26 protein-coding genes are annotated in these 22,930 nt (G+C 63.7%); 15 read left to right on the top strand and 11 right to left on the bottom strand.

Annotated features, from left to right (window positions below; genetic code table 11):
- Positions 1-27: 27 nt before the first annotated feature.
- Positions 28-741 carry an MgtC/SapB family protein gene (locus F6X59_RS18495; RefSeq protein WP_152957468.1) on the bottom strand — a complete coding sequence of 238 codons (714 nt, stop codon included), beginning with the start codon at positions 739-741 and terminating at the stop codon, positions 28-30.
- A gap of 382 nt (positions 742-1,123) precedes the next feature.
- Between F6X59_RS18495 and F6X59_RS18490 the strand changes: the two genes are divergently transcribed.
- The gene (locus F6X59_RS18490; protein ID WP_152957467.1) at positions 1,124-1,597 is read left to right on the top strand and encodes a sterol desaturase family protein; all 474 of its coding nucleotides are present in this window, start codon (positions 1,124-1,126) and stop codon (positions 1,595-1,597) included.
- Here F6X59_RS18490 and F6X59_RS18485 read toward each other — a convergent pair.
- Entirely contained in the window at positions 1,554-2,441 is an 888-nt protein-coding gene (locus F6X59_RS18485) for a bile acid:sodium symporter family protein (protein WP_152957466.1), read from the bottom strand. The two genes, F6X59_RS18490 and F6X59_RS18485, sit on opposite strands and share 44 nt — an antisense overlap.
- Positions 2,442-2,633: 192 nt before the next feature.
- On the opposite strand from F6X59_RS18485, the gene F6X59_RS18480 reads away from it, so the two are divergent.
- The 10 genes from F6X59_RS18480 to F6X59_RS18435 all read left to right on the top strand — a co-directional run bounded on the left by F6X59_RS18480 (position 2,634) and on the right by F6X59_RS18435 (position 11,389).
- Positions 2,634-3,515, top strand: coding sequence for a Dyp-type peroxidase (locus tag F6X59_RS18480; RefSeq protein ID WP_152957465.1), 882 nt, complete (start codon positions 2,634-2,636; stop codon positions 3,513-3,515).
- An 88-nt stretch (positions 3,516-3,603) separates the two neighbouring features.
- Positions 3,604-4,512, top strand: a complete 909-nt coding sequence (locus F6X59_RS18475) for an aldo/keto reductase (protein ID WP_152957464.1) — start codon at positions 3,604-3,606, stop codon at positions 4,510-4,512.
- 4 nt (positions 4,513-4,516) lie between these two features.
- Complete coding sequence (locus F6X59_RS18470) at positions 4,517-5,821, top strand: NTP/NDP exchange transporter (protein ID WP_372240442.1); 1,305 nt, start codon at positions 4,517-4,519, stop codon at positions 5,819-5,821.
- Positions 5,822-5,935: 114 nt separating this feature from the next.
- A complete protein-coding gene (locus F6X59_RS18465) occupies positions 5,936-6,115 on the top strand; it encodes a KGG domain-containing protein (RefSeq protein ID WP_152957463.1) in 180 nt (59 codons plus the stop codon).
- A 60-nt stretch (positions 6,116-6,175) separates the two neighbouring features.
- On the top strand, positions 6,176-6,373 hold the full coding sequence (locus F6X59_RS18460; protein WP_152957462.1) for a hypothetical protein: 198 nt from the start codon (positions 6,176-6,178) through the stop codon (positions 6,371-6,373).
- A gap of 19 nt (positions 6,374-6,392) precedes the next feature.
- Positions 6,393-7,730: an iron-containing redox enzyme family protein gene (locus F6X59_RS18455; RefSeq protein WP_152957461.1), complete on the top strand. Its 1,338-nt coding sequence runs from the start codon at positions 6,393-6,395 to the stop codon at positions 7,728-7,730.
- Positions 7,730-8,683 (top strand): class I SAM-dependent methyltransferase, encoded by a 954-nt coding sequence (locus F6X59_RS18450; RefSeq protein ID WP_152957460.1) that lies wholly within the window; start codon positions 7,730-7,732, stop codon positions 8,681-8,683. Before F6X59_RS18455 ends, F6X59_RS18450 begins: the two co-directional genes overlap by 1 nt.
- Before the next feature lie 6 nt (positions 8,684-8,689).
- On the top strand, positions 8,690-9,811 hold the full coding sequence (locus F6X59_RS18445) for a carboxylate-amine ligase (protein ID WP_152957459.1): 1,122 nt from the start codon (positions 8,690-8,692) through the stop codon (positions 9,809-9,811).
- Positions 9,812-9,863: 52 nt separating this feature from the next.
- Complete coding sequence (locus F6X59_RS18440; RefSeq protein ID WP_152957458.1) at positions 9,864-10,454, top strand: nucleosidase; 591 nt, start codon at positions 9,864-9,866, stop codon at positions 10,452-10,454.
- 86 nt (positions 10,455-10,540) lie between these two features.
- Entirely contained in the window at positions 10,541-11,389 is an 849-nt protein-coding gene (locus F6X59_RS18435; RefSeq protein WP_152957457.1) for a Ku protein, read from the top strand.
- A 53-nt stretch (positions 11,390-11,442) separates the two neighbouring features.
- On the opposite strand, the gene F6X59_RS18430 is transcribed toward F6X59_RS18435, so the two are convergent.
- Genes F6X59_RS18430 through ligD form a run of 5 tightly spaced genes read right to left on the bottom strand, consistent with a single transcriptional unit; the run spans position 11,443 to position 16,988 of the window.
- Positions 11,443-12,090, bottom strand: coding sequence for a glycosyltransferase family 2 protein (locus F6X59_RS18430; protein WP_152957456.1), 648 nt, complete (start codon positions 12,088-12,090; stop codon positions 11,443-11,445).
- Positions 12,087-12,686: a bifunctional 2-polyprenyl-6-hydroxyphenol methylase/3-demethylubiquinol 3-O-methyltransferase UbiG gene (locus F6X59_RS18425; RefSeq protein ID WP_152957455.1), complete on the bottom strand. Its 600-nt coding sequence runs from the start codon at positions 12,684-12,686 to the stop codon at positions 12,087-12,089. The genes F6X59_RS18430 and F6X59_RS18425 overlap by 4 nt, the downstream gene beginning before the upstream one ends.
- Positions 12,687-12,697: 11 nt before the next feature.
- Positions 12,698-13,453 carry a PIG-L deacetylase family protein gene (locus tag F6X59_RS18420; protein ID WP_152957454.1) on the bottom strand — a complete coding sequence of 252 codons (756 nt, stop codon included), beginning with the start codon at positions 13,451-13,453 and terminating at the stop codon, positions 12,698-12,700.
- Positions 13,450-14,493, bottom strand: a complete 1,044-nt coding sequence (locus F6X59_RS18415) for an acyl-CoA dehydrogenase (protein ID WP_152957453.1) — start codon at positions 14,491-14,493, stop codon at positions 13,450-13,452. The genes F6X59_RS18420 and F6X59_RS18415 overlap by 4 nt, the downstream gene beginning before the upstream one ends.
- Positions 14,490-16,988: a DNA ligase D gene (gene ligD / locus F6X59_RS18410; protein ID WP_152957452.1), complete on the bottom strand. Its 2,499-nt coding sequence runs from the start codon at positions 16,986-16,988 to the stop codon at positions 14,490-14,492. Before ligD ends, F6X59_RS18415 begins: the two co-directional genes overlap by 4 nt.
- A 128-nt stretch (positions 16,989-17,116) precedes the next feature.
- On the opposite strand from ligD, the gene F6X59_RS18405 reads away from it, so the two are divergent.
- Both F6X59_RS18405 and F6X59_RS18400 read left to right on the top strand, forming a co-directional pair.
- On the top strand, positions 17,117-17,578 hold the full coding sequence (locus tag F6X59_RS18405; protein WP_152957451.1) for a phosphotransferase system, HPr-related protein: 462 nt from the start codon (positions 17,117-17,119) through the stop codon (positions 17,576-17,578).
- Positions 17,575-17,805 carry a metallothionein gene (locus F6X59_RS18400; protein WP_152957450.1) on the top strand — a complete coding sequence of 77 codons (231 nt, stop codon included), beginning with the start codon at positions 17,575-17,577 and terminating at the stop codon, positions 17,803-17,805. The genes F6X59_RS18405 and F6X59_RS18400 overlap by 4 nt, the downstream gene beginning before the upstream one ends.
- A gap of 106 nt (positions 17,806-17,911) precedes the next feature.
- Here F6X59_RS18400 and F6X59_RS18395 read toward each other — a convergent pair whose 3' ends face one another.
- The 4 genes from F6X59_RS18395 to F6X59_RS18380 are packed head-to-tail and all read right to left on the bottom strand — an operon-like array spanning position 17,912 to position 21,757.
- On the bottom strand, positions 17,912-18,859 hold the full coding sequence (locus F6X59_RS18395; RefSeq protein WP_152957449.1) for a lysylphosphatidylglycerol synthase domain-containing protein: 948 nt from the start codon (positions 18,857-18,859) through the stop codon (positions 17,912-17,914).
- Complete coding sequence (clsB, locus tag F6X59_RS18390; RefSeq protein ID WP_372240441.1) at positions 18,859-20,061, bottom strand: cardiolipin synthase ClsB; 1,203 nt, start codon at positions 20,059-20,061, stop codon at positions 18,859-18,861. Before clsB ends, F6X59_RS18395 begins: the two co-directional genes overlap by 1 nt.
- Positions 20,058-20,843 carry an endonuclease/exonuclease/phosphatase family protein gene (locus F6X59_RS18385; RefSeq protein ID WP_346652064.1) on the bottom strand — a complete coding sequence of 262 codons (786 nt, stop codon included), beginning with the start codon at positions 20,841-20,843 and terminating at the stop codon, positions 20,058-20,060. The genes clsB and F6X59_RS18385 overlap by 4 nt, the downstream gene beginning before the upstream one ends.
- Positions 20,840-21,757 (bottom strand): DUF72 domain-containing protein, encoded by a 918-nt coding sequence (locus F6X59_RS18380; protein ID WP_372240440.1) that lies wholly within the window; start codon positions 21,755-21,757, stop codon positions 20,840-20,842. Before F6X59_RS18380 ends, F6X59_RS18385 begins: the two co-directional genes overlap by 4 nt.
- 171 nt (positions 21,758-21,928) lie before the next feature.
- Here F6X59_RS18380 and F6X59_RS18375 point away from each other — a divergent pair, with 171 nt between their 5' ends.
- Together F6X59_RS18375 and F6X59_RS18370 are read left to right on the top strand one after the other, a co-directional pair.
- Positions 21,929-22,303: a low affinity iron permease family protein gene (locus F6X59_RS18375; RefSeq protein ID WP_152957446.1), complete on the top strand. Its 375-nt coding sequence runs from the start codon at positions 21,929-21,931 to the stop codon at positions 22,301-22,303.
- A gap of 22 nt (positions 22,304-22,325) precedes the next feature.
- Complete coding sequence (locus tag F6X59_RS18370; RefSeq protein WP_152957445.1) at positions 22,326-22,877, top strand: ATP-dependent Clp protease proteolytic subunit; 552 nt, start codon at positions 22,326-22,328, stop codon at positions 22,875-22,877.
- Positions 22,878-22,930: the final 53 nt, after the last annotated feature.

Below are 22,930 nucleotides of genomic sequence, written 5' to 3'. Positions count from 1 at the left end.
TCCTCCATGGGCAGGCAATAGTATCGATTAATCCGCCGCCAGTACCTGTGGCTGCAACTGCCAGCGCACCGAGCTGACGCCCTTTTCCAGGCTCACCCGGCCTACCAGCCGCTCCAGTTGCGCCGGTGCCTGTGGGTTGCCGAGCAGTTCTGCGCGCACTTCCAGGCGGGCCGGGTTGGCCAAGTCTTCACTGTGCAGCGATTGCAGGCGCAACTGTGGGTCACCCAGGCTGTGCAGCATCAGGCTACGCACCTGGATCTCATCTTCGGCGCGGCAGACGATGCGTACCTCGAAACGTTGTTCGGCCTCACTGGCTGGCAGCACCTCCTGGCGGTCGAGGCGCTGGGCGATGTCACGCAGCAGGATGTTGGCACACAGCACCATCAGGCTGCCAAGTGTTGCTTCAAGCAACAGCCCGAGGCTGCACAACACACCGACCGCGGCGGTGCACCAGAGCGTGGCGGCGGTGTTCAGGCCGCGCACGTTGAAGCCGTCGCGCATAATGACCCCACCACCCAGAAACCCAATGCCGGAGACCACGTAAGCGGCCACCCGCGAGGCATCGTTGGGCGCCATGCCAGGCACCGCCTGGGTCATCAGGACGAACAGGCAGGCGCCGGTGCTGACCAGCGCGTTGGTGCGCAGCCCGGTCAGGCGCTGACGCAGTTGACGCTCGGCACCGATCAGGGCACCGAGCAGCAGGGCAATGCTGACGCGCAGCAGAAAGACTTTCCAATCCATAGCAAACCTCTTCCACGGGCTCACGCCCGCACGGTTGAATAACCAGAAAATGCGCAGGACCACGAAAGGAAAGAGGGGAAAGCCTTCAAAGGCTGGAGAATTCCACCGCCTGGCCAATGGCGAGACAGTGGCAGGAAGCTGCCGGACTAGCTCGCCGTGTGGGCCTGTCGCAAGCGACTGGGGCTACTGTCCAAAGCAGGACTCCTGTTCAGGGATGCGAAATTGCGCCGCGGACCTTACGCCGCCAGCCACAGAGGGTCAAGGGCAAAAACATGACAAGGGATTCATCCGGAAATGCCCTACAGCCGGTCACGCCTGCATGGAAATAAACCTGGGTAATCGGTACCCTTGCGCCATTCTCTGCCATACCCCGGACCGTTACATGCTGTTCAATCTCACCGTGCTGCTCGGCACCCTGGTGGCCATGGAAGGTGTCGGCACACTGGCTCACAAGTACATCATGCATGGCTGCGGCTGGTGGCTGCACCGCTCGCACCATGAGCCGCAGCTGGGCATGCTGGAAACCAACGACCTGTACCTGGTGGCGCTGGGCCTGATCGCCACGGCGCTGGTCGCCCTGGGCAAGGCCGGTCATGCGCCATTGCAGTGGGTGGGGGCTGGCATGGCCGGGTATGGGGTGCTGTATGTGCTGGCCCACGACGGCTTGTTTCACCGGCACTGGCCGCGCAAGCTGCGGCCAGTCAACCGTTACCTCAAGCGCCTGCACAGCGCTCATCAGCTGCACCACGCCGTGAAGGGGCGTACGGGCAGCGTCTCGTTCGGCTTCTTCTACGCGCCACCGCTGAAGGTGCTCAAGCGCCAGTTGCAGGCGCGGTTGCCACGCGACCGCGGCTGACCCACCAGCCGAACCCTGCGGCCGTGAAGAACATGATCAGGCTGTACAGCGCCGCCGGCACGGCCATGGTGGGGTTGTTCAGTAGCGATGGGCTCAGCGCCAGGGCGATGGCCAGGGTGCCGTTATGGATGCCGATTTCCATGCCGATGGCGATGGCCTGGCGCTTGGGGATGCTCAGCAGGCGTGGTACCCAGTAGCCGAGCGTCAGGCTGATCAGGTTGAACAGCAAGGCAGCCAGCCCCACCACCGGGGCATATTCGACGACGGTCTGCCAGTCCTTGGCCAAGGCCAGGATGATGGTGAAGGCCAGGAACAGCGCCGCCACCAGTTTCATCGGTTTTTCCATGCGGGCGGCAAAGCGCGGTGCCCAATGGCGGATCAGCATGCCCAGGGCCACCGGCAGCAGGACGATGGCAAACACCTGCATGACCTTGGCAAATTGCAGTGGAATCGCCTGGTCCGATGCCATGAACCAGGCCAGCGACAGGTTCACCAGCAGCGGCATGGTCAGGATGGCGATCAACGAATTGACCGCTGTCAGGGTGATATTCAGCGCTACATCACCGTGGGCCAGGTGGCTGAACAGGTTGGCGGTGGTGCCGCCTGGGGACGCCGCCAGCAGCATCAGCCCGACCGCCAGCGCCGACTCCAGGCCAAAGCCATTGGCGATCAGGAAGCACACCAGCGGTAACAGCAGGATCTGGCAACACAGGCCGACCACCACCGGTTTCGGGTATTTCACCACGCGGGCGAAATCGGCCAGTGTCAGTGACAAGCCGAGACCGAGCATGATGATGCCCAGCGCCAGAGGGAGGAACGCAGTCAGCAGCGGTGAGGCGGTCATGGGCAGGCACTCGGGCAAAGGATCCAGGCAGTCTAGGCCGGCCTTATGGGCGAGCTAATCGCAATGCGCCAGTACTTGGTAACCGTTTGTTACCGGATTCCCGGCAACCCTTGCCGCACAGCGTCTGCATGCCGCGTTGCGATAGGCGCCCCGGCGCAGTAGCATGCCGCTTTTGCCGAGGATTAGCCCGTCATGCCGTTCCAGCAAGGTCTGCTTGCCACCCCTGTGCCGGCCCACGCCCGTCACCTGTTCTTCGCCCTGCAGTCGCCCGAGGCGCTGCCTGGCGTACTGGATGTATTGCTGCCGCAGGTGGATGGGCAGAAGCTGATCCTTGGCATCGGAGCCCCCTTGGTGAAAGCCCTTGGTCGTGACGTTCCCGGCCTGCGCGCCTTCCCGCAGCTCGATGCCGCCGTGGAAAACCCGAGCACCCAGCATGCCCTATGGCTGTGGCTGCGTGGCAACGAGCGTGGCGACCTGCTGCTCCAGGCCCAGGCACTGGAGCAGGCACTGGCCCCGGCACTGCGCCTGGCTGACAGCGTCGATGGCTTCCTCCACCGCGGTGGCCACGACCTGACCGGTTACCAGGACGGCACCGAGAACCCGGTAGACCAAGAGGCTGTGGACGCCGCCATTGTTGCCGGCGAGCAGCCGGGCCTGGCCGGTTCCAGCTTCGCTGCCTTCCAGCTGTGGAAGCATGACCTGGAGTACTTCAAGTCACTGCCCCAGGCCGACCAGGACAACATCATCGGCCGCCGTCTGAGCGACAACGAAGAACTCGACGACGCGCCGGAATCGGCCCACGTCAAGCGCACCGCCCAGGAAAGCTTCGAGCCAGAAGCCTTCATGGTGCGCCGCTCGGTCGCCTGGGCCGACAGCCGTGGTGCAGGCCTGGCGTTCGTCGCCCTGGGCCACAGCCTGGATGCCTTTGAGGTGCAACTGCGGCGCATGAGCGGCCTGGAAGACGGCATCATCGATGGCCTGTACCGCTTCAGCCGGCCGCTGACCGGCGGCTACTACTGGTGCCCACCGATGGCCGAGGCGGGTGTGGACCTGAGCGTGCTGCTGCAGGCCTGATTACAAAACATCCAGATACAGAATCACCCGCCAGCGCAGGGTATAGCGGCTAGCCTTGAAGTTTCCGACTTATGACGGGAGCTTTGCCATGTACAAGCGTCGCGATGTCCTACGCGCTGGTGCGGCTTTAGGCCTTGTAGCCGCTAGCCCCTGGCTGCAGGCCGCCAACTCCGGTGGCTTGCTGACGCGCAAGGTCCCCGCCACTGGAGAGGCCTTGCCGGTGATCGGCGCCGGTACATCCGGCAGTTTTGAGGTCGAGGCCGGCTCCGCCGAGTATCAGCAGCTCAAGAGGGTGCTCAAGGCGTTTTTCGAGAGTGGCGCCAAGGTCATCGACACTTCGCCCAATTATGGTGGCGCCGACCGCATTCTCGGCCAGCTGCTGGAGGAGGGCGGCTGGCACCGGCAATGTTTCATCGCCACCAAGATCGCCGCCGACAGCCGGGCCGATGCCGAAGCGCAATGGGCCGGCACGCTCAAGAGCCTGCGTACCGACAAGGTCGACCTGCTGCAGATTCACAACCTGCGCGACTGGCAGACGCAACTGCCCTATGCCCGTGAGCTCAAGCAGCAGGGCAAGACCCGCTACGTCGGCATCACCCATTACCTGAACAGCGGCCACGAAGACGTGGCGCGCATCGTGCGCAGCGAACCGCTGGACTTTATCCAGATCAACTACTCGGTGAATGCCCCACAAGCGGCACGCGAGCTGTTGCCGTTGTGCCAGGACAAGGGCGTCGCCGTGCTGATCAACCGTGCTTTCGACGACGGCCGGTTGTTTGCCAGGGTCAAGGACCAGGCCTTGCCCGCGTGGGCCGCCGAGGCCGGTATCAGCAGCTGGGCGCAGCTGTTTCTCAAGTTTGCCATCAGCCATCCGGCGGTGACCACGGTCATCCCCGCGACCGGGCGCCCGGAGCGCCAGCTGGACCAGCTCAAGGCAGGGCATGAGCCCTTGCTCAGCCAGGCGCAACAGCAAGCGCTGATCGAGCAGTTCACCTGAGGCCGTGGGCAACTGGCGCAAGCGCTTGGGCCAAGGGCTGAATATCCAGCCCGGCGAGGCCCCGGCAGTACTCGCCGGGCTGTTGCTGTTCTACCTGCTGTTCACCGGCTATTTCATGCTGCGCCCGGTGCGCGAAACCATGGGTGTGGCGGGTGGCGTCGATAACCTGCAGTGGCTGTTCACCGGTACCTTCATCGCCGCCCTGGCCTGCCTGCCATTGTTCGGCTGGCTGGCCTCAAAGGTACGTCGCCGACACATCCTGCCCTGGACCTATGGTTTCTTCGCCAGCAACCTGTTGCTGTTCGCTGTGCTGTTTGCCGTGAATCCAGAGGACTTGTGGAACGCCCGGGCGTTCTACGTCTGGCTGTCCGTGTTCAACCTGCTGACCATTTCGTTGGCCTGGAGCGTGCTCACCGACCTGTTCTCCAGCGAGCAAGGCAAGCGCCTGTTCGGCCTGCTCGCCGCCGGGGCCAGCCTGGGAGGCTTGAGCGGGCCGATTCTGGGCACGCTGCTGGTGGCACCGCTGGGACACGCCGGGCTGGTGCTGCTGGCCGCACTGTTTTTGTTGGGCAGCGTGATCGCCTGCGTCGTATTGCAACGCTGGCGCGATCGCAACCCATTGCCTGCAGCGAATGAACCACCCACATCGCGCCCCTTGGGCGGCAATCCCTTTGCCGGCGCGACGGCCGTACTGGGTTCCCGTTATCTGTTGGCCATTCTCTTGTTCGTGCTGCTGCTCGCCAGCGTCAGCACCTTCCTGTACTTCGAACAGGCGCGCATCGTCAGCGAAACCTTCACCGATCGTACCCGCCAGACCCAGGTGTTCGGCCTGATCGACACCGTGGTGCAAGCGCTGGCGGTCCTCACTCAAGTTTTTCTCACCGGTCGGCTGGCCAGGCGCATGGGGGTAGGGGTGTTGCTGGTGGCGGTACCGCTGGTGATGGCGGCCGGCTTCGTGTGGCTGGCCCTGGCGCCAGTATTTGCCGTGTTCGTGGTGGTAATGGTGGTGCGCCGGGCCGGTGAGTATGCGCTGGTGCGGCCGGGCCGCGAGATGTTGTTCACGGTGTTGCCAGCCGAAGACAAATACAAGGCCAAGAATTTCCTCGACACCGTGGTGTACCGCGGTGGCGATGCACTGAGTGGCTGGCTCAAACGCGGCCTGGACCTGCTGGCCGATCACCCGCAACTGGCAATGCTCATCGGTACCGCGCTGGCCGTGGGCTGGGCGTTTACCGGCGCCTGGCTGGGAGGGCGACAGCGCCAGGCGGAAACGGCTGTTGCACCAAATAAACCGCCGCCGCTTATTTAACGCCACCGGTCCGAACCCTTCGCAATAAAACGAATCCCCCGATATCGCCGAACTCCGACCTTATGTACGGCGCAGTGCCGTTCACACTTCGAAAGCCACAAGAGGTTAGAGACCATGGCCAACAAAGATAACAGCCGCACGGGCAGCCAGGGTGGCAACAAGAACCCAGGCAATTTCGCCAACGACCGGGAAAAGGCCTCCGAGGCCGGCCGCAAAGGCGGCCAGCAATCCGGTAGCGGTAGTGGTAGCGGCCGCAGCAGCAGCGATTCGAGCCGCAAGGGCGGCCGTTCGTAAGTGAGCCAACGCAGTGCCAAGGCGACTTGGCACTGCGCTCCACCGGTACGGGAGGTTCCCATGCGTGTGACACCTTTGATCGCCTTGTTGGGCAGCCTGGTATTGCTCGGCGGCTGCTTCGACCGCGACAACAATCACCCGGGCAAGAACAGCGATCCAACCAAGCCTTCTGTTCAGATGCAGCAACCTGCGCAAAAGCCTGCACCGCAGCCTGCGCCAGACCCACAACCGATGCCGCAGGAAGACCAGCGCCAGTAGGCTGCAAGAGGAATACGGCATGACCGTGATGACCTGCAACACCGCAGCATCGATCCCGGCCCTGGCCGATGACACCAGCCTTGCCAGGCGCTATCAGGGGCTTCTGTCAGGCGACGACGCAGATAGCCGTCAATGGCTGGCAGCGCGCCTGGCCGAGGTCAGCACTGCTGCTGACGACCTGCCCGATACGCCGGGCGAACTCGATGCCTGGAGCGCCCGCCATGCGGCGCGGGTTGCCCGTGACCATGCGTGCTACCTGGAGCAACGCCAGCAAGGTGCTCCGCGCCGCTATTTTGCTAATCGCTCCCAGGCGCTCTGGTTCTTGCAGCAAGTGGCGCCGACCAAGGCTGTCGACGGTGCCTGGTTGCACGCGACCCTGCATCACTGGCAAGACCCCCGTTATCACGGCCTGATTCGCACGTATCTCGAAGAACTGGGCGATGGCGACCCGCGAAGCAATCATGTGCTGATTTACCAGCGCCTGATCAGCCGCCTGGGTTGCCTGGAACCGCTCCCACTGGACGATCAACAGTACCTGCAAGGCGCCTTGCAGCTCGCGTTGGGCCATTACGGCGAAAGCTTCCTTGCGGAGGTGATCGGTTACAACCTGGGCTATGAACAACCCCCGCTGCACTTGCTGATCACCACCCACGAACTGGCTGAACTGGGCATTGACGGTCACTATTTTCAATTGCATGTAACGATCGACAATGCCGCCAGCGGTCACGCCCAGAAGTCTATCCGGGCAGTGCAGCAACTCTGTCCGCAGGGCGACCCCGAGGTGTTCTATCGCAGGGTGCGTCACGGCTATCGGCTGAATGACCTGGGCACCGATACGCCCAGCCTGATCAGCCGTTTCAACCTGGAGGGCGAATTGCTTGCGGCCCTGGAGCGCAAGCGCCGCTTCGGCCAGTTCATGCATGCCGACCGCTGCCGTCTGCAACAACGCACGGTGAACCAATGGCTGGCCGAACCCGGCGCCTTGCCGGGCTTTCTCCAGGCATTGCAGGCGCAAGGGTGGATCAAGCGTGGACAGAACCCAACGCAGAGTCGCTGGTGGTCGCTGATCGACGGCCCGAGTGCGCCCATGTTTGGTGTGTTCAGCGCCTATGAAAAGCAGCTGTGGCACGACTGGATCGCGGCTGACTGGCAGGCCCCGCTGCGCCGGGTGCTGCCCGGCAGCTGGATGCCGGATGTGCAGGCATTACCGGGCAGCGACGGGCTGGACGGCGGCAGCGAGAGCATCGACAGCCTGATCGCTCGCATGGCCGGCAACCAGCATGCCCAGCCGCAGGGCCTGCGCGCCACTCGCGCCTACCTTCGTGCCACCGGCCTGGCCCAGGAGGGCCCACATTGATGATGCTCGATTCCCGACAGGTTGAGGCCGACGAGGCTTTGTTGCAGCTCGGCCGTCGCTTGCGTGCCGACGGCTACCGATTTACCTGCGTGACGCCGGCAACCCAGGCGATCAACAACGCCCGCGAGGGGGCTGAGCATGCCAGCACCCTGCGCGATGTGTTTGGCTGGAGCCGGGCATTCCCGCCCTCGCTGCTCTCGGCCGACGAACTGCAGCAGATGCGTGCCGCACAGGTGCTGAACGAGGAAGGCAGCTGGCTGCGCAGCCGCGTGCGCTGGTCGAGCCTGGATGACTTGCTGCTGGTGCACTCAGCCTATCCGACCGACGCCAGTGATGCGGTGTTCTTTGGCCCTGACAGTTATCGCTTCGCCCACGTCATCCATGACCACCTGCAGCGCTGCCCGAACCGCGTGCAGCACGCCGTCGATATCGGCTGTGGCAGCGGCGTGGGCGCACTGGTAATCGCACGGGCGGCGCAACAGGCCCAGGTGAGTGCCGTCGATATCAATCCGCTGGCCCTGCGCTACACGGCGATCAATGCAGCCTTGGCCGGCATCAGCAATGTGACGGTCGAAGCGAGCGACCTGCTCGACGGCATCAGCGGCTATTTCGACCTCATCGTCGCCAACCCGCCGTACATGCTCGACACTGGCCAGCGCACCTATCGTCATGGCGGCGGGGCACTGGGCGCGGACCTGTCGCTGCGCATCGTCGAACAGGCCCTGGAGCGCCTGAGCCCCGGGGGGACGTTGCTGCTGTATACCGGCGTGGCCATCGTCGAAGGCCGCGATGGCTTGCTCGAAGCCATCCGCCTGCGCCTGGCCGGCCCGAAGTGGGCGTGGGTCTATCGGGAAATCGACCCGGACGTGTTTGGCGAGCAATTGCTCGAGCCGGGCTATGAACGGGTCGAGCGCATCGCTGCGGTGGCGCTTACCGTAAACCGCAGTAGCTGACCCCGCATGCACCGGCCCTGCACGTTCGGCATCGAGGAAGAATACCTGTTGCTGGACCTTGCCAGCGGCCGCCTGCTGACCTCGCCGTCACAGCGTGTGGCCAGGCGTTGCCGTGAGGTGGCTGGCGAGTACTTTGCCGAAGAGATGTTCCGCAGCCAGATCGAAGTCGCCTCGCCGGTGTTCGGCAACCTGCATGAGGCACGGGGCTTCTTCCAGGATCATCGTCAGCGCCTGAGTGCCAGCCTGGCCGAGGAGGGTGTGGGCCTTTACTGCGCGGCCAGCCACCCCAATGCGCCCTGGCAGCGGCAGCAGCCCAGGGCCACTGCGCATTACCGGCAGCTGTTCGACGACTACCAGCAGGTAGCGCGGCGCAGCCTGCTCAACGGCCTGCATGTGCATGTGGGTGTGCCGCCAGGTTGTGATCGCATGCAACTGATCAATAACCTGGTGTACTGGCTGCCCTTGCTGCTGGTGCTGAGCACGTCGTCCCCCTTGTGGGCTGGGCAGAGGACCGGCTACATGAGCTATCGGCGCGTGATGTGCGGGGAGTGGCCCCATATGGGCCTGCCCGAGCCCTTGCTCGACTGGGGCGCCTATGAACGCTACCGCGCGTTGCTGCAACGCACGGGCGCACTGGCCAAGGACGGTGATTTCTGGTGGGCGATCCGGCCGTCCAGGCGCTACCCCACGGTGGAACTGCGCATCTGTGATGCCTGCCCGGCGCTTGAAGATGCACTGTGCCTGGCGGCGCTGTTCCGCCATCTGGTGGAGCAAAACGTGGCGAGGCACCGCGCTGCGCCTGCGCTCAGCCGCGAACTGCGCTGGATCACCCAGGAAAACTACTGGCGCGCGATGCGCCATGGACGCTTTGCCGAATTCATTGGTGTGCATGAGCAGCAACCGGTCACCGCGCTGGCCTGGCTGGGCCAGTTGCAGGCGCAGTTCGAGCCGGATACGGTGGACGCCGAGCGCGCTTACCAACATGCCCGGCTGATCCTGCAGCAGGGCACCAGCGCCGACCGCCAGCTGGCGGCCCTGCAGTGCGCCTTGGCCAATGGCGCCAGCGCTGCGCAGGCCTGCCAGGCCGTGGTCAGGCAGGTGGTCGCGGCTGGGCTTGCATTCAGCTAACGAATGCCGACAATGGCTGCGCCCCTCGCCAGCCATTCGGACCCACCGCACCATGATGCTGAACAAGCAGTTCCCCGACATTTCCCTCGCCGACACCCTGTTCGTTTTCGCCCTGGAGGCTGAAGCGGGTGATGTCTTTGCCGAGGTGAACACCGTGTTCACCGGCATCGGCAAGGTCAATGCCGCCATCGCCCTGACCAAAGCGATCCAGCAACGCCGTCCGAAGCTGATCGTCAACCTCGGCTCGGCCGGCAGCCAGCGCCATGGCAAGGGCGAGGTGGTGTGCTGCACGCGCTTCGTGCAACGCGACATGGACGTGACTGCGCTGGGCTTCGCCCGTTACCAGACGCCGCTGTCGAACATTCCGGTGCTGCTGGAACATGGCCAGACGATCCCCGGCCTGCCAGTGGAAACCTGCGGCAGTGGCGACAGCTTCGAAATCAACCATGGCGACGCCCCTTACGATGTGGTCGACATGGAAGCCTACGTGTTCGCGCTGATCGCGCGCGATGAAGGCATTCCGTTCGTGTGCCTGAAGTACATCTCCGATGACGCCGGCAGCGATGCGGCGGACGATTGGGCGGTGCAGGTGCATTTGGCGGCCGAGGCGTTCAAGCGGGTGTTGTTCACCCAGGCCGGCTGACCATCAGGGCAACGCGAATAAACCTTTACCGCGTCAGGCAGTCACTTCAGGTATGAGGCTCATCTTGAGCCTGGGAGGTGTTGCCAATGGCCAGGGCTATCTGGAAAGGCGCGATCAGTTTCGGACTGGTGCATATACCGGTGTCGCTCAACACCGCGGTGCGCACCGAGCGGGTCGACTTCGACTGGCTCGACAAGCGCAGCATGGAGCCGGTGGGCTACAAACGGATCAACAAGGTCACCGGCAAGGACATCGACAAGGACAACATCGTCAAGGGCGTGGAGTACGAGAAGGGCCGCTACGTGGTGATCAGTGAAGAAGAGATCCGCAAGGCCCGCCCCGAAGCCACGCAGACCATCGACATTTTCTCGTTCGTGGAAGCTGCAGAAATTCCCTTGCAGCAGTTCGACACGCCGTATTACCTGAGCCCCGACAAGCGCGGCGGCAAGGTCTATGCGCTGCTGCGCGAAACCTTGGCAAGTACCGGCAAGGTGGCGCTGGCCACGGTGGTGCTGCATACCCGCCAGCACTTGGCGCTGTTGCGCCCGCTGGACGATGCGCTGGTGATGATTACCCTGCGCTGGCCGGACGAGGTGCGCGGGCTAGACAGCCTGGAGCTGGACAAGAGCGTGACCGACAGTAAACCCGACAAGCGCGAACTGGACATGGCCAAGCGGCTGGTCGAAGACATGAGCGGGGCGTGGGCGCCCGATGAGTACCACGATGCGTTTCGCCAGACCATCATGGACCTGGTGGAAGAGAAGGCCAGCAAAGGTAAGATCGCCGTGGTGGACAAGGGCGAGGGTGGGGCTGCAGAGAAGGGGGCCGATATCATCGACCTTACCGAGCTGCTCAAGCGCAGCCTGGGTGGCAAGGCATCGCGCAAAGCGGCGCCCGAAAAGAAACCGGCCAAGCGCTCCCGCAAGGCATCGTGATGCCTGTTCCGGCCTTATCGCGGATAAAACCGCGATAAGGCCGGAACAGGCAGCTAAAGACTCGCCAGGTAATCCCCAAACCCCTCCCGGGCCCGGCTATCGATGCGGCTACTGGTGGCCACGCTGTGCCTGGCAGTCCAGACGATCTGTGCCCCGTCAGCCTCAAGATCACGCACCAGTTGCACATCCTCATGCGCCGCCAGCGGTTGAAACCCGCCAACCCGCTCATAAGCGCGGGCACACACCCCCAGGTTGGCCCCATGGATATGCCGATGGCCCTCTCGCGCTTCATAACGGCTGAGATACAGCTTGCGCAGCGCCGCCCGTTGCCAGGTTTGCCAGCGGGCGACATGCACTGTGCCGCACACCACCTCAGCCGTGCAGGCCAGTTGTGACAGCAGCCAATGCACAGGCACCTGGCTGTCGGCGTCGGTGCAGGCCAGCCAGCTTGCACCGCGCTGCAGCATCCATTCGGCCCCCAGGCGGCGCGCCATGCCAACGCTTCCAGCCTCGACTGCGAGCACGTCGACATCATACCGAGCGGCCACCTTGGCGCTGCCATCGACACAGCGATCGAGAACCACCAGCACGTTCACACCGTGGCCTGCCTGCTTCGCCACGGCCACCGCTGCGGCCATGGCTTTCAAGCAGCGCCCGAGGCGGCGTGCTTCATTGTGCGCGGGGATCACCACACCGATCATGTGCAGGTCTCATCCAGGTCGACCACACTGGGCTGACATGACCAGTACTCGAGCACGAAGTCGGCCTCCTCGTGCCGGTAGACCGCGAACAGTGGCAGGTGCTTGGACAGCAACTGGTGCACCTCGCGGCCATCCTGCGGGCAGCCGGCGATCGGATGCTTCCAGTGGCAGGCCAGCAGGCCGCCGTCATAGGTCAGGCTGGCGACCGACTGCTCAATGACCTGCAACCAATCGGTGGGATCGAGGTAATAGCCCACTTCGCTGAGCACGATCAGGTCGAAGCGCCCCCCCGGCCAGTCACCTGGCAACCTGGCCAGTTCAATCGATGCATTCGGCACATCGGCCAAGCGCTCTCGGGCAAGCGCCACTGCCGTTGGGTCCAGGTCCTGACACAACAGTTCGGCGCAGCGCTCGGCCAGCAAGGCACTCAGTTCGCCATTGGCGCAGGCGGGTTCGAATACCCGCTGGTAGCATTGGCGCGGCAGGCTGGCCATGACCAGTTCACGTTTGCGTTTTTCATACCAGCGGGTACGAAACGCCCACGGGTCTTCATTGCTGGCATACAAATCGGCGAAATACTGCGCATCGAGGCTCATGACGACTCCATCTACAGAAATACCAGTTCGAAAGGTTGCAGCAGGCAGTCCAGTAGCCTGGCTGGCAGCACAGGCGGGCGTGGGCCGTCGGGTTGCAATTGGCTGACATGCGCGGCCAGGGCCTTGCGCTTGCGCGCCAGGGCGGCCTCGTCGAGCTCGATGCGGTGGGCACGGGGCCAGGGCAGGCGCGGGTCGTCCGGCTGCGCCCAGTGCCAGGCCCATACCGGCACCTCAACCAACTGCGCCTTGCGCGCCAGGGCGGCCTGGGCCGCCGCCCTGCCAACGGCCTCATGGTCGCAGTGACCGTCGTCGCGCCAGGTGGCCATCAGCACATCATCGGATCGCAGCGCCTGGGTCAGGTGATTGACCAGGAAGGCTTCCTCGCGAGGCAAGCCGCCGTCTTTCAGGTTCAGCCTGCGCCAGTTCAGGCGGTTGAGGTCCAGGTCGAGCTGCTGCAGGGCTTGGCGGCTTTCCAGCGGGCGCTGCCGACGCAGGCGATGCTCGGTCCAGTATTCGGAACTGGGATGGCTACCTTCGCCGTCAGTGGCGGCAATCAGCAGCAAGTCGTCTTCGCGACCGCGAAAGTGCGTCAGCAACCCACCGGCCATGAGGATTTCATCGTCCGGATGCGGTGCGATCAGCACCAGGCGACGCCCGGGTGGGCACAGTTGCTGGGGGCTTATCCAGGTGGCGCGCGCCAGGCGCGCGGCCTGTTGCCACTCGGCCCATGGGGTGCCTTCGCTGGACTGGATCAGGTTCGCATTCATAGCTTCCAGGCTCCTGCAGGTACTTGTGCCAGTTGCTCACCCAGTGCGGCCAAGTCGCGTTCGGCGTGGCTCTGGCGAAGAAATACCGGCAGGTCAGCGCTGAGCCTGGCGAAATGGCTGTTGCGGCAGAACGGTGTAGCCCCCAGCGCACGGCCTACGTGGCTGATGACCTGCTCGACCGCGTGTTCGACCTGAGCGCGAGTGCGCCGCACCTCGAAACTGGCGTCGGCGTCGGGCTGTCGGTCTATCCAGGCGGCGCATTCGCGCAGCGCCGCGCGAGCGCCGAACAGGGCCGCGTCCACCGCACCGAGGTGGGCATCGGCATGGGCGTCGGGGCGGGGCTTGCGACAATGCGCCCGCAAGTAGTCGGCCAATGCTTCGGCGGCGCCGTACCAACAGGCGGCAATGCCTGCGCCGCCATGCCAGAAGCCAGGGCGCGACAGATACTGCCCGGGCTGGCCGATGGCGATGCCGACGGTGTTGGCGAACGTCACCTCGATGCTCGCGGTGGTTGCCATGCCCACGGCCTGCCAGCGGTCGATACTCAAGCCTTGGCTCGGCTGTGCCAACTCGATCGCCACCAGTTGTGGCTGGTCGTCATCGGCCCAGGCGGTAATCAACGCCCGGTCGATCTGCAGCGCACCCGAGCACCAGGCCTTGCGACCGGTCAACAGCACTTGGTTACCATCGCGGGCGACAATGCGCGCCCGAGCGTCTGGGTGCTCCGCTGCCCAGACGCCCCAGGTGCCTTCTGCCACCCGATGCGCCGCGCCACACTCAGCGAGTATCGCGAGTGCGTCGGTATGGCCTTCGTAGAGCTTGGCCAGCGCCAGGTCGCAGCCGGCCACCCGCGCCAGGGTCTGCCAGCGGCGCAGGGTGTTGCCTTGCCCAGGCAGTGGCAGCAGGTCCAGGTGGTCGGCCTTGAGTGCCTGGATCAGTTGCGGCAGCTGGGTGTCCAGGTTCAGGGGTTGCGGCCGCTCACCGAAGGTGCGCAACAGCCGGTCGAGGTTGTTGAGGTCGAAATCCTGGATGATGCTCATGCCATCCCCATTTGCTTGCGCATGCTTGCGGTGATCGATTGGCGGACTTTGGCAATGTCGGCCCAAGGGTCGTCGACTTCAGCCAGGCGTTCATGCAGGTTGCCGATATGCCATTGATTGGCGCCCTTGAGCTGGGCCAGTTCTTCACGCCAGATCGGCACCGACACCGGCAGGCCTTCGCGGGCGCGCAGGGAATAGGCGCTTACCGTGGTGGCGCCTTTGCCGTTGCGCAGGTAATCGATGAAAATCTTGCCGACCCGGTTCTTCGGGCCTGAGACGGCGCTGAGGCGGTCGGGGAACAGCCTGGCCAGGTAGTCGACAATAGCGTGACTGAAGTCTTTGACGTCATCCCAACCGGCACGACGGGTCAGGGGCACCACCAGGTGAATGCCTTTGCCGCCACTGGTCTTGAGGAACACCTTCAGGCCCAGTTCGTCGAGCAGGGTAAGGGCAAGCTGGGTCGCTTCGAGCATGGCCTTCCACGGCAGCGCGGGGTCGGGGTCGAGGTCGAGGACGAAGCGGTCGGGCTTGTCGAAGTCCTTGTCGGTGGCATTCCAGGTGTGCAGCTCCAGCATGTTCATCTGCACGGCGCCCAGCAGCGTATCGGGGCGGTTGATGACCATTGCGGCCTGACCGGCTTCGGCTTTGTCGTAACTGAGCACATGGGGAATGTGCAATTGCCCGGCGTTCTTCTGGAAGAACAGCTCGCCAGCCAGGCCTTCCGGCGCACGCACCAGGGCCACGGGGCGGTCCTTGAGCTGCGGCAGTATCCACTGGCTGACTTCGGCATAGTACTCGGCGATCTGCCGCTTGGTGGCGCCGATGGTGGCGTCGATCACCCGCTCGGGGTGGGTCAGGCGCAGCTCGCCGAGGTCGCCTGGCAGGTCGGTTTGCTTGCGTTTGGACGCAGATTTGCCGGGCATGGCACGCTCCAGGTCGATGGCGGTGGCCGGCTTGTCGTCGCGCAGCCCGTGGAACACCGAGTGGCGCACCACGCCATCGCGGGTCATCTGGGCATAGGCAACCTCGGCCAGCAACTGCGGCTTGAGCCAGTGCACGCCCCGGGCTTCAGCGCCGGTTGGCGGCCTGGATAGGGCGGGCTTGGCAATTTCCAGGGGTTTGAGGCGGGCGTGGATGGTGTTCAGTGTGGTGGCACTGAAGCCGGTGCCAACCTTGCCGGCGTAACGCAACTCGCCGCTGTCATTATCGTGCAGGGCCAGCAGCAGGGCGCCAAAGCCGCTGCGGCTGCCTTTAGGGTCGGTGAAACCGACGATCACGAATTCCTGGCGTTGCTTGCACTTGAGTTTTACCCAGTCGGCGCTGCGCCGGCCGGCGTAGGGGCTGTCGGCCCGTTTGCCGATCAGGCCTTCAAGTTCCAGGCGGCAGGCGCTGTCCAGCAGCGAGTCGACCGGCTCGTCGAAATCTTCGGAATACCTCAACACATCCGATTCATTGTGTTCGAGCAACGTGCGCAAGGCCTCGCGGCGCTCCTGCAGCGGCACCTGGCGCAGATCCTGGGCGCCGAGGTACGGCAAGTCGAACAGGTAGTAGCTGATCTGTTCGTCGTGATCGGTATCGAAGGCGTTCTGCAAGGCCTGGAAATCAGCCTTGCCACTCTCGTCATTGACCACCATCTCGCCATCGAGCCAGGCCGAATCCACACCCAGCGCACGCAGTGCGGCAACTTGCCGGGGCATCTTGGCGCTCCAGTCGTGGCCATTGCGCGTGAACAGGCGGATATCGTCACCTTCGATGCGGGCGAGGATGCGATAACCGTCGAATTTCACTTCGTAACGCCAGTCGCCGCCGGGGGGCGAGTCGACCAAGGTGGCGAGTTGCGGTTGCAGGTGTTCAGGCAACGCGGCCTTGACCGCGCGGTTGGCCTTCTTGCGGCTGGTATGGGCTGCTGAGCGCGGGGTGTTGGCTGCGCGCCGAGGCACCAAGGTACGGTCGCTGAGTACGCTGTCCGGCTGGGCCTCGACGATGCTGTACTCAGCTTCGCTGCGCGCCTCGCCATCGTGCGACTTGACCAGCATCCATTGCTCCTGCTTGCCGGCCAGGTGGGTGCGGAACAGGTTCCACACACCGTTGAGCTTTTCGCCCTGCAGGCGAAAACGCAACTTCCCCTTGGCGTAGGCCTGGTGCGCATCGCCTTCAGGTTCCCAGATGCCGCGGTCCCAGACGATCACATCGCCTGCACCATAGTGGCCCTCGGGGATATTCCCCTCGAAATCGGCATAGTCCAGCGGATGGTCTTCGACATGAACTGCCAGGCGCCGCACCTTCGGGTCAAGCGATGGGCCTTTGGGTATTGCCCAGCTTTTCAGCGTGCCATCCAGTTCCAGGCGAAAGTCGTAGTGCAGGTGGCTGGCATCGTGTTTCTGGATGCAGAACTGCAAGGCGTGGGCGCGCTTGCCCCGCTTGCGCTGGCCGCTGGGCTCGGGCGAGGCGTTGAAGTCACGCTTGCGCTTGTATTCTGCAAGGGGCTTGGCCATGGCAGGCTCCAGGGGATTGAGTGTCTGTAGATTGGGAGGAGGCCGCCCGCACGGTAGTTCAAAAAAACTCTGAATCATCCGCAGCTTGGCGGAGTCGACCGTGTGTACCGGACCGATGGAGAACGGAAATGACCCGACCTGATGACCTCAAGCCCTACACACCTACCGAAATTGACACCACCGAAGACCGCATGGGCAGCGTTCATGAACTGGACTTCAATGACCAGGACGACCACCAAGGCCGGGTGGGTGATGAGCGGCCCGCCGCGGAGGTTGCGCAGGAGTTCCCGGCGCGCCGGGTTGCCGAAAGTGGAATGACCGGTGGCGAGGCGCTGAGCGACAGCCTGCATGAAGACAACGTTACCTACGATGACCTCAGCCCGGACACGCTGCTGGACGAAACCGGCGCCCGCGACCCCCATGAACCCGGCAGCGGCGCGCCGGCGGACCAGACCCTGCGCCGCGTGGATGCCGACGAGATTGGCGGTGGCATCGGCCTGGACGAGGCCGAGCTTGCACGCTCCGCACCGCTGGACGGCGAACCTTGGACCGATGACGTCATCGAGGATGACGAGGGAGAAACACCATGAACGAGCAACGTTGTGCCTGTAACCATTGCAGCTGCACCGTCGATGCCAATGCCGTGCAGCAGGGCGGCAAAGCCTATTGCTGCGAAGCTTGCGCCAGCGGGCATCGCAATGGCGAACCTTGCCGCACGGCCGATTGCAAGTGCGGCCAAGCGACCCAGCCGAACGAGAGCAGTGTGGACAATGCGCTGGACGAGACTTTCCCGGCCAGTGACCCGATCTCACCTTGAATCAAGGGGTTTGCCAGGTGCCTTGGGCAGGGGCGGCTTCGCCGCTGGCCAGGCTACCGAGCAACATCATCATTGCAGCAACGCGCAGGACTACCTCCCAGGCCGATCAGGCCGGTTTATCGCGTTGGCGCATGGCCTTGGCGCGCTTTTCCAGGATCAGGTAAGTGAGGACGGCGACCACCAGCGGTACCAGGTAATACAACGTCCGATAACCCAGCAGCGCCGCCACCAGCGTGCCTTGGCCAAGCTGCCCGTGGAGCAGGGCAAGGAACACCGTTTCGAGCACGCCAAGGCCGGCCGGTATATGGGCGACCACCCCGGCCACACAGCTGATCAACAGGATGCCGAGGATTGACGGGTAGAACGCCTCGCCGGGCAGCAGCCAGTAAATCAGCAAGGCCATCATCGCCCAGTTGCTTGCGCCCAACGCGACCTGGCACAGGGCCAGGCGCAGCGAGGGCAGGGTGACTTCGTGCTCGCGCCAGCGCCAGGTGCGCTTTTTTGCCAGGCCACACGCCAGCAGGTAGCCGATTGCGATCGCCAGCAACAACACGCCGATCAACCGCAGACCGCTGGCCCCCACCGCCCAGTTGGCCGGCAGCTTGACCAGGCCCAGGGCAAACACGCTGCCAGCCAGCAGCATGTAGCCCATCCAGTTGGTCAGCAGGCCCAGGGTGAGGATGCGGGTGATGGTTGGCGTATCCAGGCCCAGGCGGCTGTACAGGCGGTAACGCAAGGCCACGCCACCCACCCAGGTGGTGAAGTTGAGATTGAAGGCATAACACACGAAGGCCACCGGCAGCACCTGTCGGGCGCTCAGGTGGTGGCCGGTGTACGCCCGGGCCAGCAGGTCGTAGCTGGCGAAGAGCAGGTAGCTGCACAGTGCCAGGGCCAGGCCGATGGCCAGCGTGCCCGGCTGGTAGGCCAGCAGTGACTGGCGCACCTCGTTCCAGTCAAGGTTGCGCGCAAGAAAGTACAGCAGCACCGGTATCAGGATCAGGAACGCCACGGTGAACAAACGCTTGCCCCAGAATTGCCAGGTTTTCTGCGCCATCAGGTGTTGCCCTCATGCAGATCGCCCTCAGCTGCGACTTCCGGCTGCAGCGAACGCAGGCGCTGGCGGTGGGCGGGAAACCAGCCAGCGATCCGCGGAAAATGCCGGATGACGTGGAAACACACGAAGATCAGCGGTGCACGCCACCAGTAGCCACGGATCATCCGCTCCAGCGTCACCGGCTTGCATTGCTCGTCTGCGAGGGCCTGCAGGTGCTCGTACAATTGCTGGTTGAATGCCGGGTCGCGGATGAACAGGTTGGCTTCCAGGTTGAACGACAGGCTCAGGGGGTCGAGGTTGCTGGAGCCGACCGTGGCCCACTCGTTATCGACCAGCGCCACTTTGCCGTGCAGCGGCCGCTGGCAATATTCATGGATGCGTACTCCGTCGCGCAGCAGGTAGTTGTAGAGCAGGCGCGACAAGGCGCGCACCCAGCGCATGTCCGGCTGGCCCTGAAGGATCAACGTGACTTCGACCCCCCGGCGCGCGGCGTTGCGCAGTTCACGCATGAGGCGGTAGCCCGGGAAGAAATAGGCATTGGCCACGACCACCCGCTGGCGTGCCGTGCGCAGCGCTTGCAGGTAATGGGCTTCGATAGCGGTGCGGCGCAGGCGGTTGTCGCGTTCCACCAGCACCGCCGTACTCGATCCTGTCGGTGCCGTCTGGGGCCGGATCTCGCTGGGCGGCTCCAGCACCGGCGCCATCAGCCTGCGGCTGGCGGCATGCACCTGCGCCACCACCGGCCCGGTCACCTCCACGGCATAGTCCTGCTTGGCCATGGGGCCAAAATCGCCCAGGTGGTCGGCGCTGTAGTTGATCCCGCCGATGAAGGCCCGCTCACCATCGATCACCACGATCTTGCGGTGCAGGCGCCGGAACAGGTTGGTGCGCATGCCGGCCACCCTGGGTTGCGGGTCGAAGGCATGGAAGCTGACACCGGCATCGGTCAGCGCCGCCACGAAGCTGTCGGGCAGGTCGGCGGTGCCGTAGCCGTCCACTGCGACCTCCACCCGCACGCCACGCCGGGCGGCATCGATCAGCACACGCTGTAATTGCTGGCCGACCTTGTCGTCGAAGATGATGAACGTTTCCAGCAGGATCTCTTCCTGTGCCTGGGCCATTGCCTCGAAGACACGGGGATAATACTGCTCGCCATTGATCAACAGTTCGATACGGTTGCCATCGATCCAAGGTCTGTTCACAGGGTGATCTCCGCAGCCAGTGGGGCATGGTCGGACAGATGCGACCAGGGATACATGGACAGCACCTGAGCCTTGGTCGGCATGGCATTGCGCAGGTAGATGCGGTCCAGGCGCAGTAACGGCAGGCGAGCCGGGAAGCTGCGTGCAGGGCTGCCGAAGTGTTCGCCAAAGGCCTCCACCAGGCGCTCGGAGAGCACAGCGTCGGCCTTTAGCCGCCAGTCATTGAAGTCGCCGGCGATGATCACCGGAGCCTGCGCCGGCAGGCGGTCAAGCAGCTCCAGCAACAGCTGCACCTGGCTTTGCCGGTGCGCTTCGCGCAGCCCAAGGTGCACGCAGATCGCGTGCACCTGCTCATGCCCTGGCACCTCCAGGCGGCAATGCAGCAGGCCGCGCTGTTCGTTGCCCTGGATCGACACGTCGAGGTTTTCGTGGTGTGTGATCGGGAACTTCGACAGCAGGGCATTACCGTGGTCACCATCGGGGTATACCGCGTTGCGGCCGTAGGCGAATTGCGGCCACATGCTGTCGGCGAGAAATTCGTACTGCGGCGTCTGCGGCCATGCCGGGTGGCGCACGGCGTGCTGCTGATGGCTGCCGTGGACTTCCTGGAGAAACACCAGGTCGGCATGGGTGGCGCGCACCGCTTCGCGCAACTCGGGGAGGATGAAGCGCCGGTTGAACAGGGTGAAACCCTTGTGCACGTTGATGGTCAGCACGTTCAGCCGGTGCACGGCGGTCACCTTGTCGATGACGCAGCGCGGCAAGGGCAGGGTCTTGTTCACAGCGGCACCTCCGGTTCCACGCCCGGCTCGGTGAGCAGGTGGTAATCCAGCTTGAGCTTTTCCAGCAGCCGCCGCGCATCGTAGGGCGCATGAACTTTCTGATCGTTGTCGAAGTAACAGTAGACATCGCGCGACGCTCGCCGAGGCGGCGCCTTGGCCACGACCAGGTGCGCATCCTCCACCTGGCCGCCTGCGGCCCAGGCCTGAATGCGCTGTTTCCACCGTTTCAGGGCACGCGCGGTATAGCCACTGCTGTACAGCTCGACATCACCGTGCAGGCGCATATAGACGAAATCGCTGGTCACATCTTCGACATAGGGCCACTTGCCTGCGCTGTCCGCCACGACCAAGGCGACGCGGTGCTTGCGCAGCAGTTTGATGAAGGTATCGCAGAGAAAGCTCTCATGGCGGATCTCCACCGCATGACGCAAGCGCGCATTGCCCTTGATGGCGGTGCCACCGTTATCCTTGAGGCGTTCGGCACAGCCTTGTGCACAGGCACGAGCAGCCTTGCGATCCTTGGGCAGCAACTGGAAGAACTGGCTGAACCGTTCTTCGTCGAACTTCATGTTCGGCGGAAATTGCCAAAGGAACGGCCCCAGTTTGTCCCCCAGCAGTAGCGGGCCGGAAGCGTAGAAATTGGCGATAGCCTCTTCGACCTCCTTTAGCCGTCGCACATGGGTGATATAGCGCGGACCCTTGACCGCAAAAATGAAGTCCTCCGGCGTTTCGTCACGCCAGTTCACATAGCGCTCAGGGGTTTGCAGGCTGTAGAACGAGCCATTGATCTCGATGCTGTTAACAGCCCGCGAAGCAAATGCCAGCTCGCTATCCTGGCGCAGGCCCTTGGGGTAGAAGTCCTTGCGCCACGGCCCATAGCGCCATCCGGAAATACCGATGCGGATATCGCTCACACTGTTTTCCTCATAGCCTGCCCCATTGCACGTCACCTGAATGTGCGACAGGGGCAGGGCGGCAAGGGTTCAGCGCAGATGATCGAAGGCATCCTTGGCGCCCAGAGTTGAACTTTGCCGGCCTCAGCGATTCCACCGCATAGCAGATATGCAGCACAGGAGTCCGTCGCTATGAAATTCGACCGTTTCTGTCAGGGGCTGGCCAACTGGACCGGTCGACCGCTGACGTTTGGTGTCGCTTTCCTGGTGATTCTGGTCTGGGGCATCTCCGGGCCGCTGTTCGATTTCAACGACACCTGGCAACTGGTGATCAATACCTCGACCACCATCGTCACCTTCCTGATGGTGTTCCTGATTCAGAACACCCAGAACCGTGACAACGACGAGCTGCATATCAAGATCGACGAATTGCTGCGCACCACCCAGAAGGCGCATATGGCATTGCTCGACCTGGAGCACATGGACCCGGCCGAACTGCATGCCTTGCGCAAGCAATACCAACAGATGGCTGAGCGCGGCGACGATGGGCAGAACCCCAAGGAATGACCTGCCAGAACCGGAGGCAAGCATGGCCAGACATATCATTCACTTTACCGGACCGATCAATTCATCCACTTGCGGCAACCTGATCAACACCTGCTCGCGCGCCATGCAGCAGGGTGCCGACGCGCTGCAGCTGAACATTGCCACCATGGGCGGCGAGTGCAGCTACGGCTTTACCCTGTACAACTTCCTGCGGGCCTTGCCAATCAGCGTGCACACCCACAACCTCGGCACCGTCGAGTCGATGGGTAACATCCTGTTTCTGGCGGGTGAGCACCGCACGGCGTGCAGCTACAGCAAGTTCCTGTTCCACCCGTTTCACTGGACATTGCATGGCTCGGTGGATCACTCGCGCATGGCCGAGTACGCCATGAGCCTGGATTACGACCTGCGCCTGTATGCGCAGATCGTCGCCGAACGTACCGAGGGCAGCAGCGAAGTGCTGGATGTGCCGCGCTACCTGATGGCCTACCCACGGATACTGGGGCCCAAGGAGGCGCTGGACAGCGGGATGATCCACGCCATCGACGAAATGCCGATCGAAGCCGAAACCAGCCAGTGGAGTGTGCACGCCTGAATGCCGAAACTTGAGCAATTGTCTTGAGCAATTGTCTTGCCCAATTTCCTGGA

It is taken from the genome of Pseudomonas sp. MN1F, from assembly GCF_009391885.1.
GTDB lineage: Bacteria > Pseudomonadota > Gammaproteobacteria > Pseudomonadales > Pseudomonadaceae > Aquipseudomonas.
This window is presented reverse-complemented; position numbering and strand designations above follow the sequence as displayed.

Coding starts and splice junctions, on each gene's coding strand:
- F6X59_RS18435 (WP_152957457.1), top strand. CDS start 10,541: ATGGCCAGGGCTATCTGGAAAGGCGCGATCAGTTTCGGACTGGTGCAT.
- F6X59_RS18395 (WP_152957449.1), bottom strand. CDS start 18,859: ATGGCGCAGAAAACCTGGCAATTCTGGGGCAAGCGTTTGTTCACCGTG.
- F6X59_RS18440 (WP_152957458.1), top strand. CDS start 9,864: ATGATGCTGAACAAGCAGTTCCCCGACATTTCCCTCGCCGACACCCTG.
- F6X59_RS18370 (WP_152957445.1), top strand. CDS start 22,326: ATGGCCAGACATATCATTCACTTTACCGGACCGATCAATTCATCCACT.
- F6X59_RS18430 (WP_152957456.1), bottom strand. CDS start 12,090: ATGATCGGTGTGGTGATCCCCGCGCACAATGAAGCACGCCGCCTCGGG.
- F6X59_RS18475 (WP_152957464.1), top strand. CDS start 3,604: ATGTACAAGCGTCGCGATGTCCTACGCGCTGGTGCGGCTTTAGGCCTT.
- F6X59_RS18405 (WP_152957451.1), top strand. CDS start 17,117: ATGACCCGACCTGATGACCTCAAGCCCTACACACCTACCGAAATTGAC.
- F6X59_RS18495 (WP_152957468.1), bottom strand. CDS start 741: ATGGATTGGAAAGTCTTTCTGCTGCGCGTCAGCATTGCCCTGCTGCTC.
- F6X59_RS18400 (WP_152957450.1), top strand. CDS start 17,575: ATGAACGAGCAACGTTGTGCCTGTAACCATTGCAGCTGCACCGTCGAT.
- F6X59_RS18415 (WP_152957453.1), bottom strand. CDS start 14,493: ATGAGCATCATCCAGGATTTCGACCTCAACAACCTCGACCGGCTGTTG.
- F6X59_RS18455 (WP_152957461.1), top strand. CDS start 6,393: ATGACCGTGATGACCTGCAACACCGCAGCATCGATCCCGGCCCTGGCC.
- F6X59_RS18450 (WP_152957460.1), top strand. CDS start 7,730: ATGATGCTCGATTCCCGACAGGTTGAGGCCGACGAGGCTTTGTTGCAG.
- F6X59_RS18480 (WP_152957465.1), top strand. CDS start 2,634: ATGCCGTTCCAGCAAGGTCTGCTTGCCACCCCTGTGCCGGCCCACGCC.
- F6X59_RS18445 (WP_152957459.1), top strand. CDS start 8,690: ATGCACCGGCCCTGCACGTTCGGCATCGAGGAAGAATACCTGTTGCTG.
- F6X59_RS18425 (WP_152957455.1), bottom strand. CDS start 12,686: ATGAGCCTCGATGCGCAGTATTTCGCCGATTTGTATGCCAGCAATGAA.
- F6X59_RS18460 (WP_152957462.1), top strand. CDS start 6,176: ATGCGTGTGACACCTTTGATCGCCTTGTTGGGCAGCCTGGTATTGCTC.
- F6X59_RS18465 (WP_152957463.1), top strand. CDS start 5,936: ATGGCCAACAAAGATAACAGCCGCACGGGCAGCCAGGGTGGCAACAAG.
- F6X59_RS18420 (WP_152957454.1), bottom strand. CDS start 13,453: ATGAATGCGAACCTGATCCAGTCCAGCGAAGGCACCCCATGGGCCGAG.
- F6X59_RS18490 (WP_152957467.1), top strand. CDS start 1,124: ATGCTGTTCAATCTCACCGTGCTGCTCGGCACCCTGGTGGCCATGGAA.
- F6X59_RS18485 (WP_152957466.1), bottom strand. CDS start 2,441: ATGACCGCCTCACCGCTGCTGACTGCGTTCCTCCCTCTGGCGCTGGGC.
- ligD (WP_152957452.1), bottom strand. CDS start 16,988: ATGGCCAAGCCCCTTGCAGAATACAAGCGCAAGCGTGACTTCAACGCC.
- F6X59_RS18375 (WP_152957446.1), top strand. CDS start 21,929: ATGAAATTCGACCGTTTCTGTCAGGGGCTGGCCAACTGGACCGGTCGA.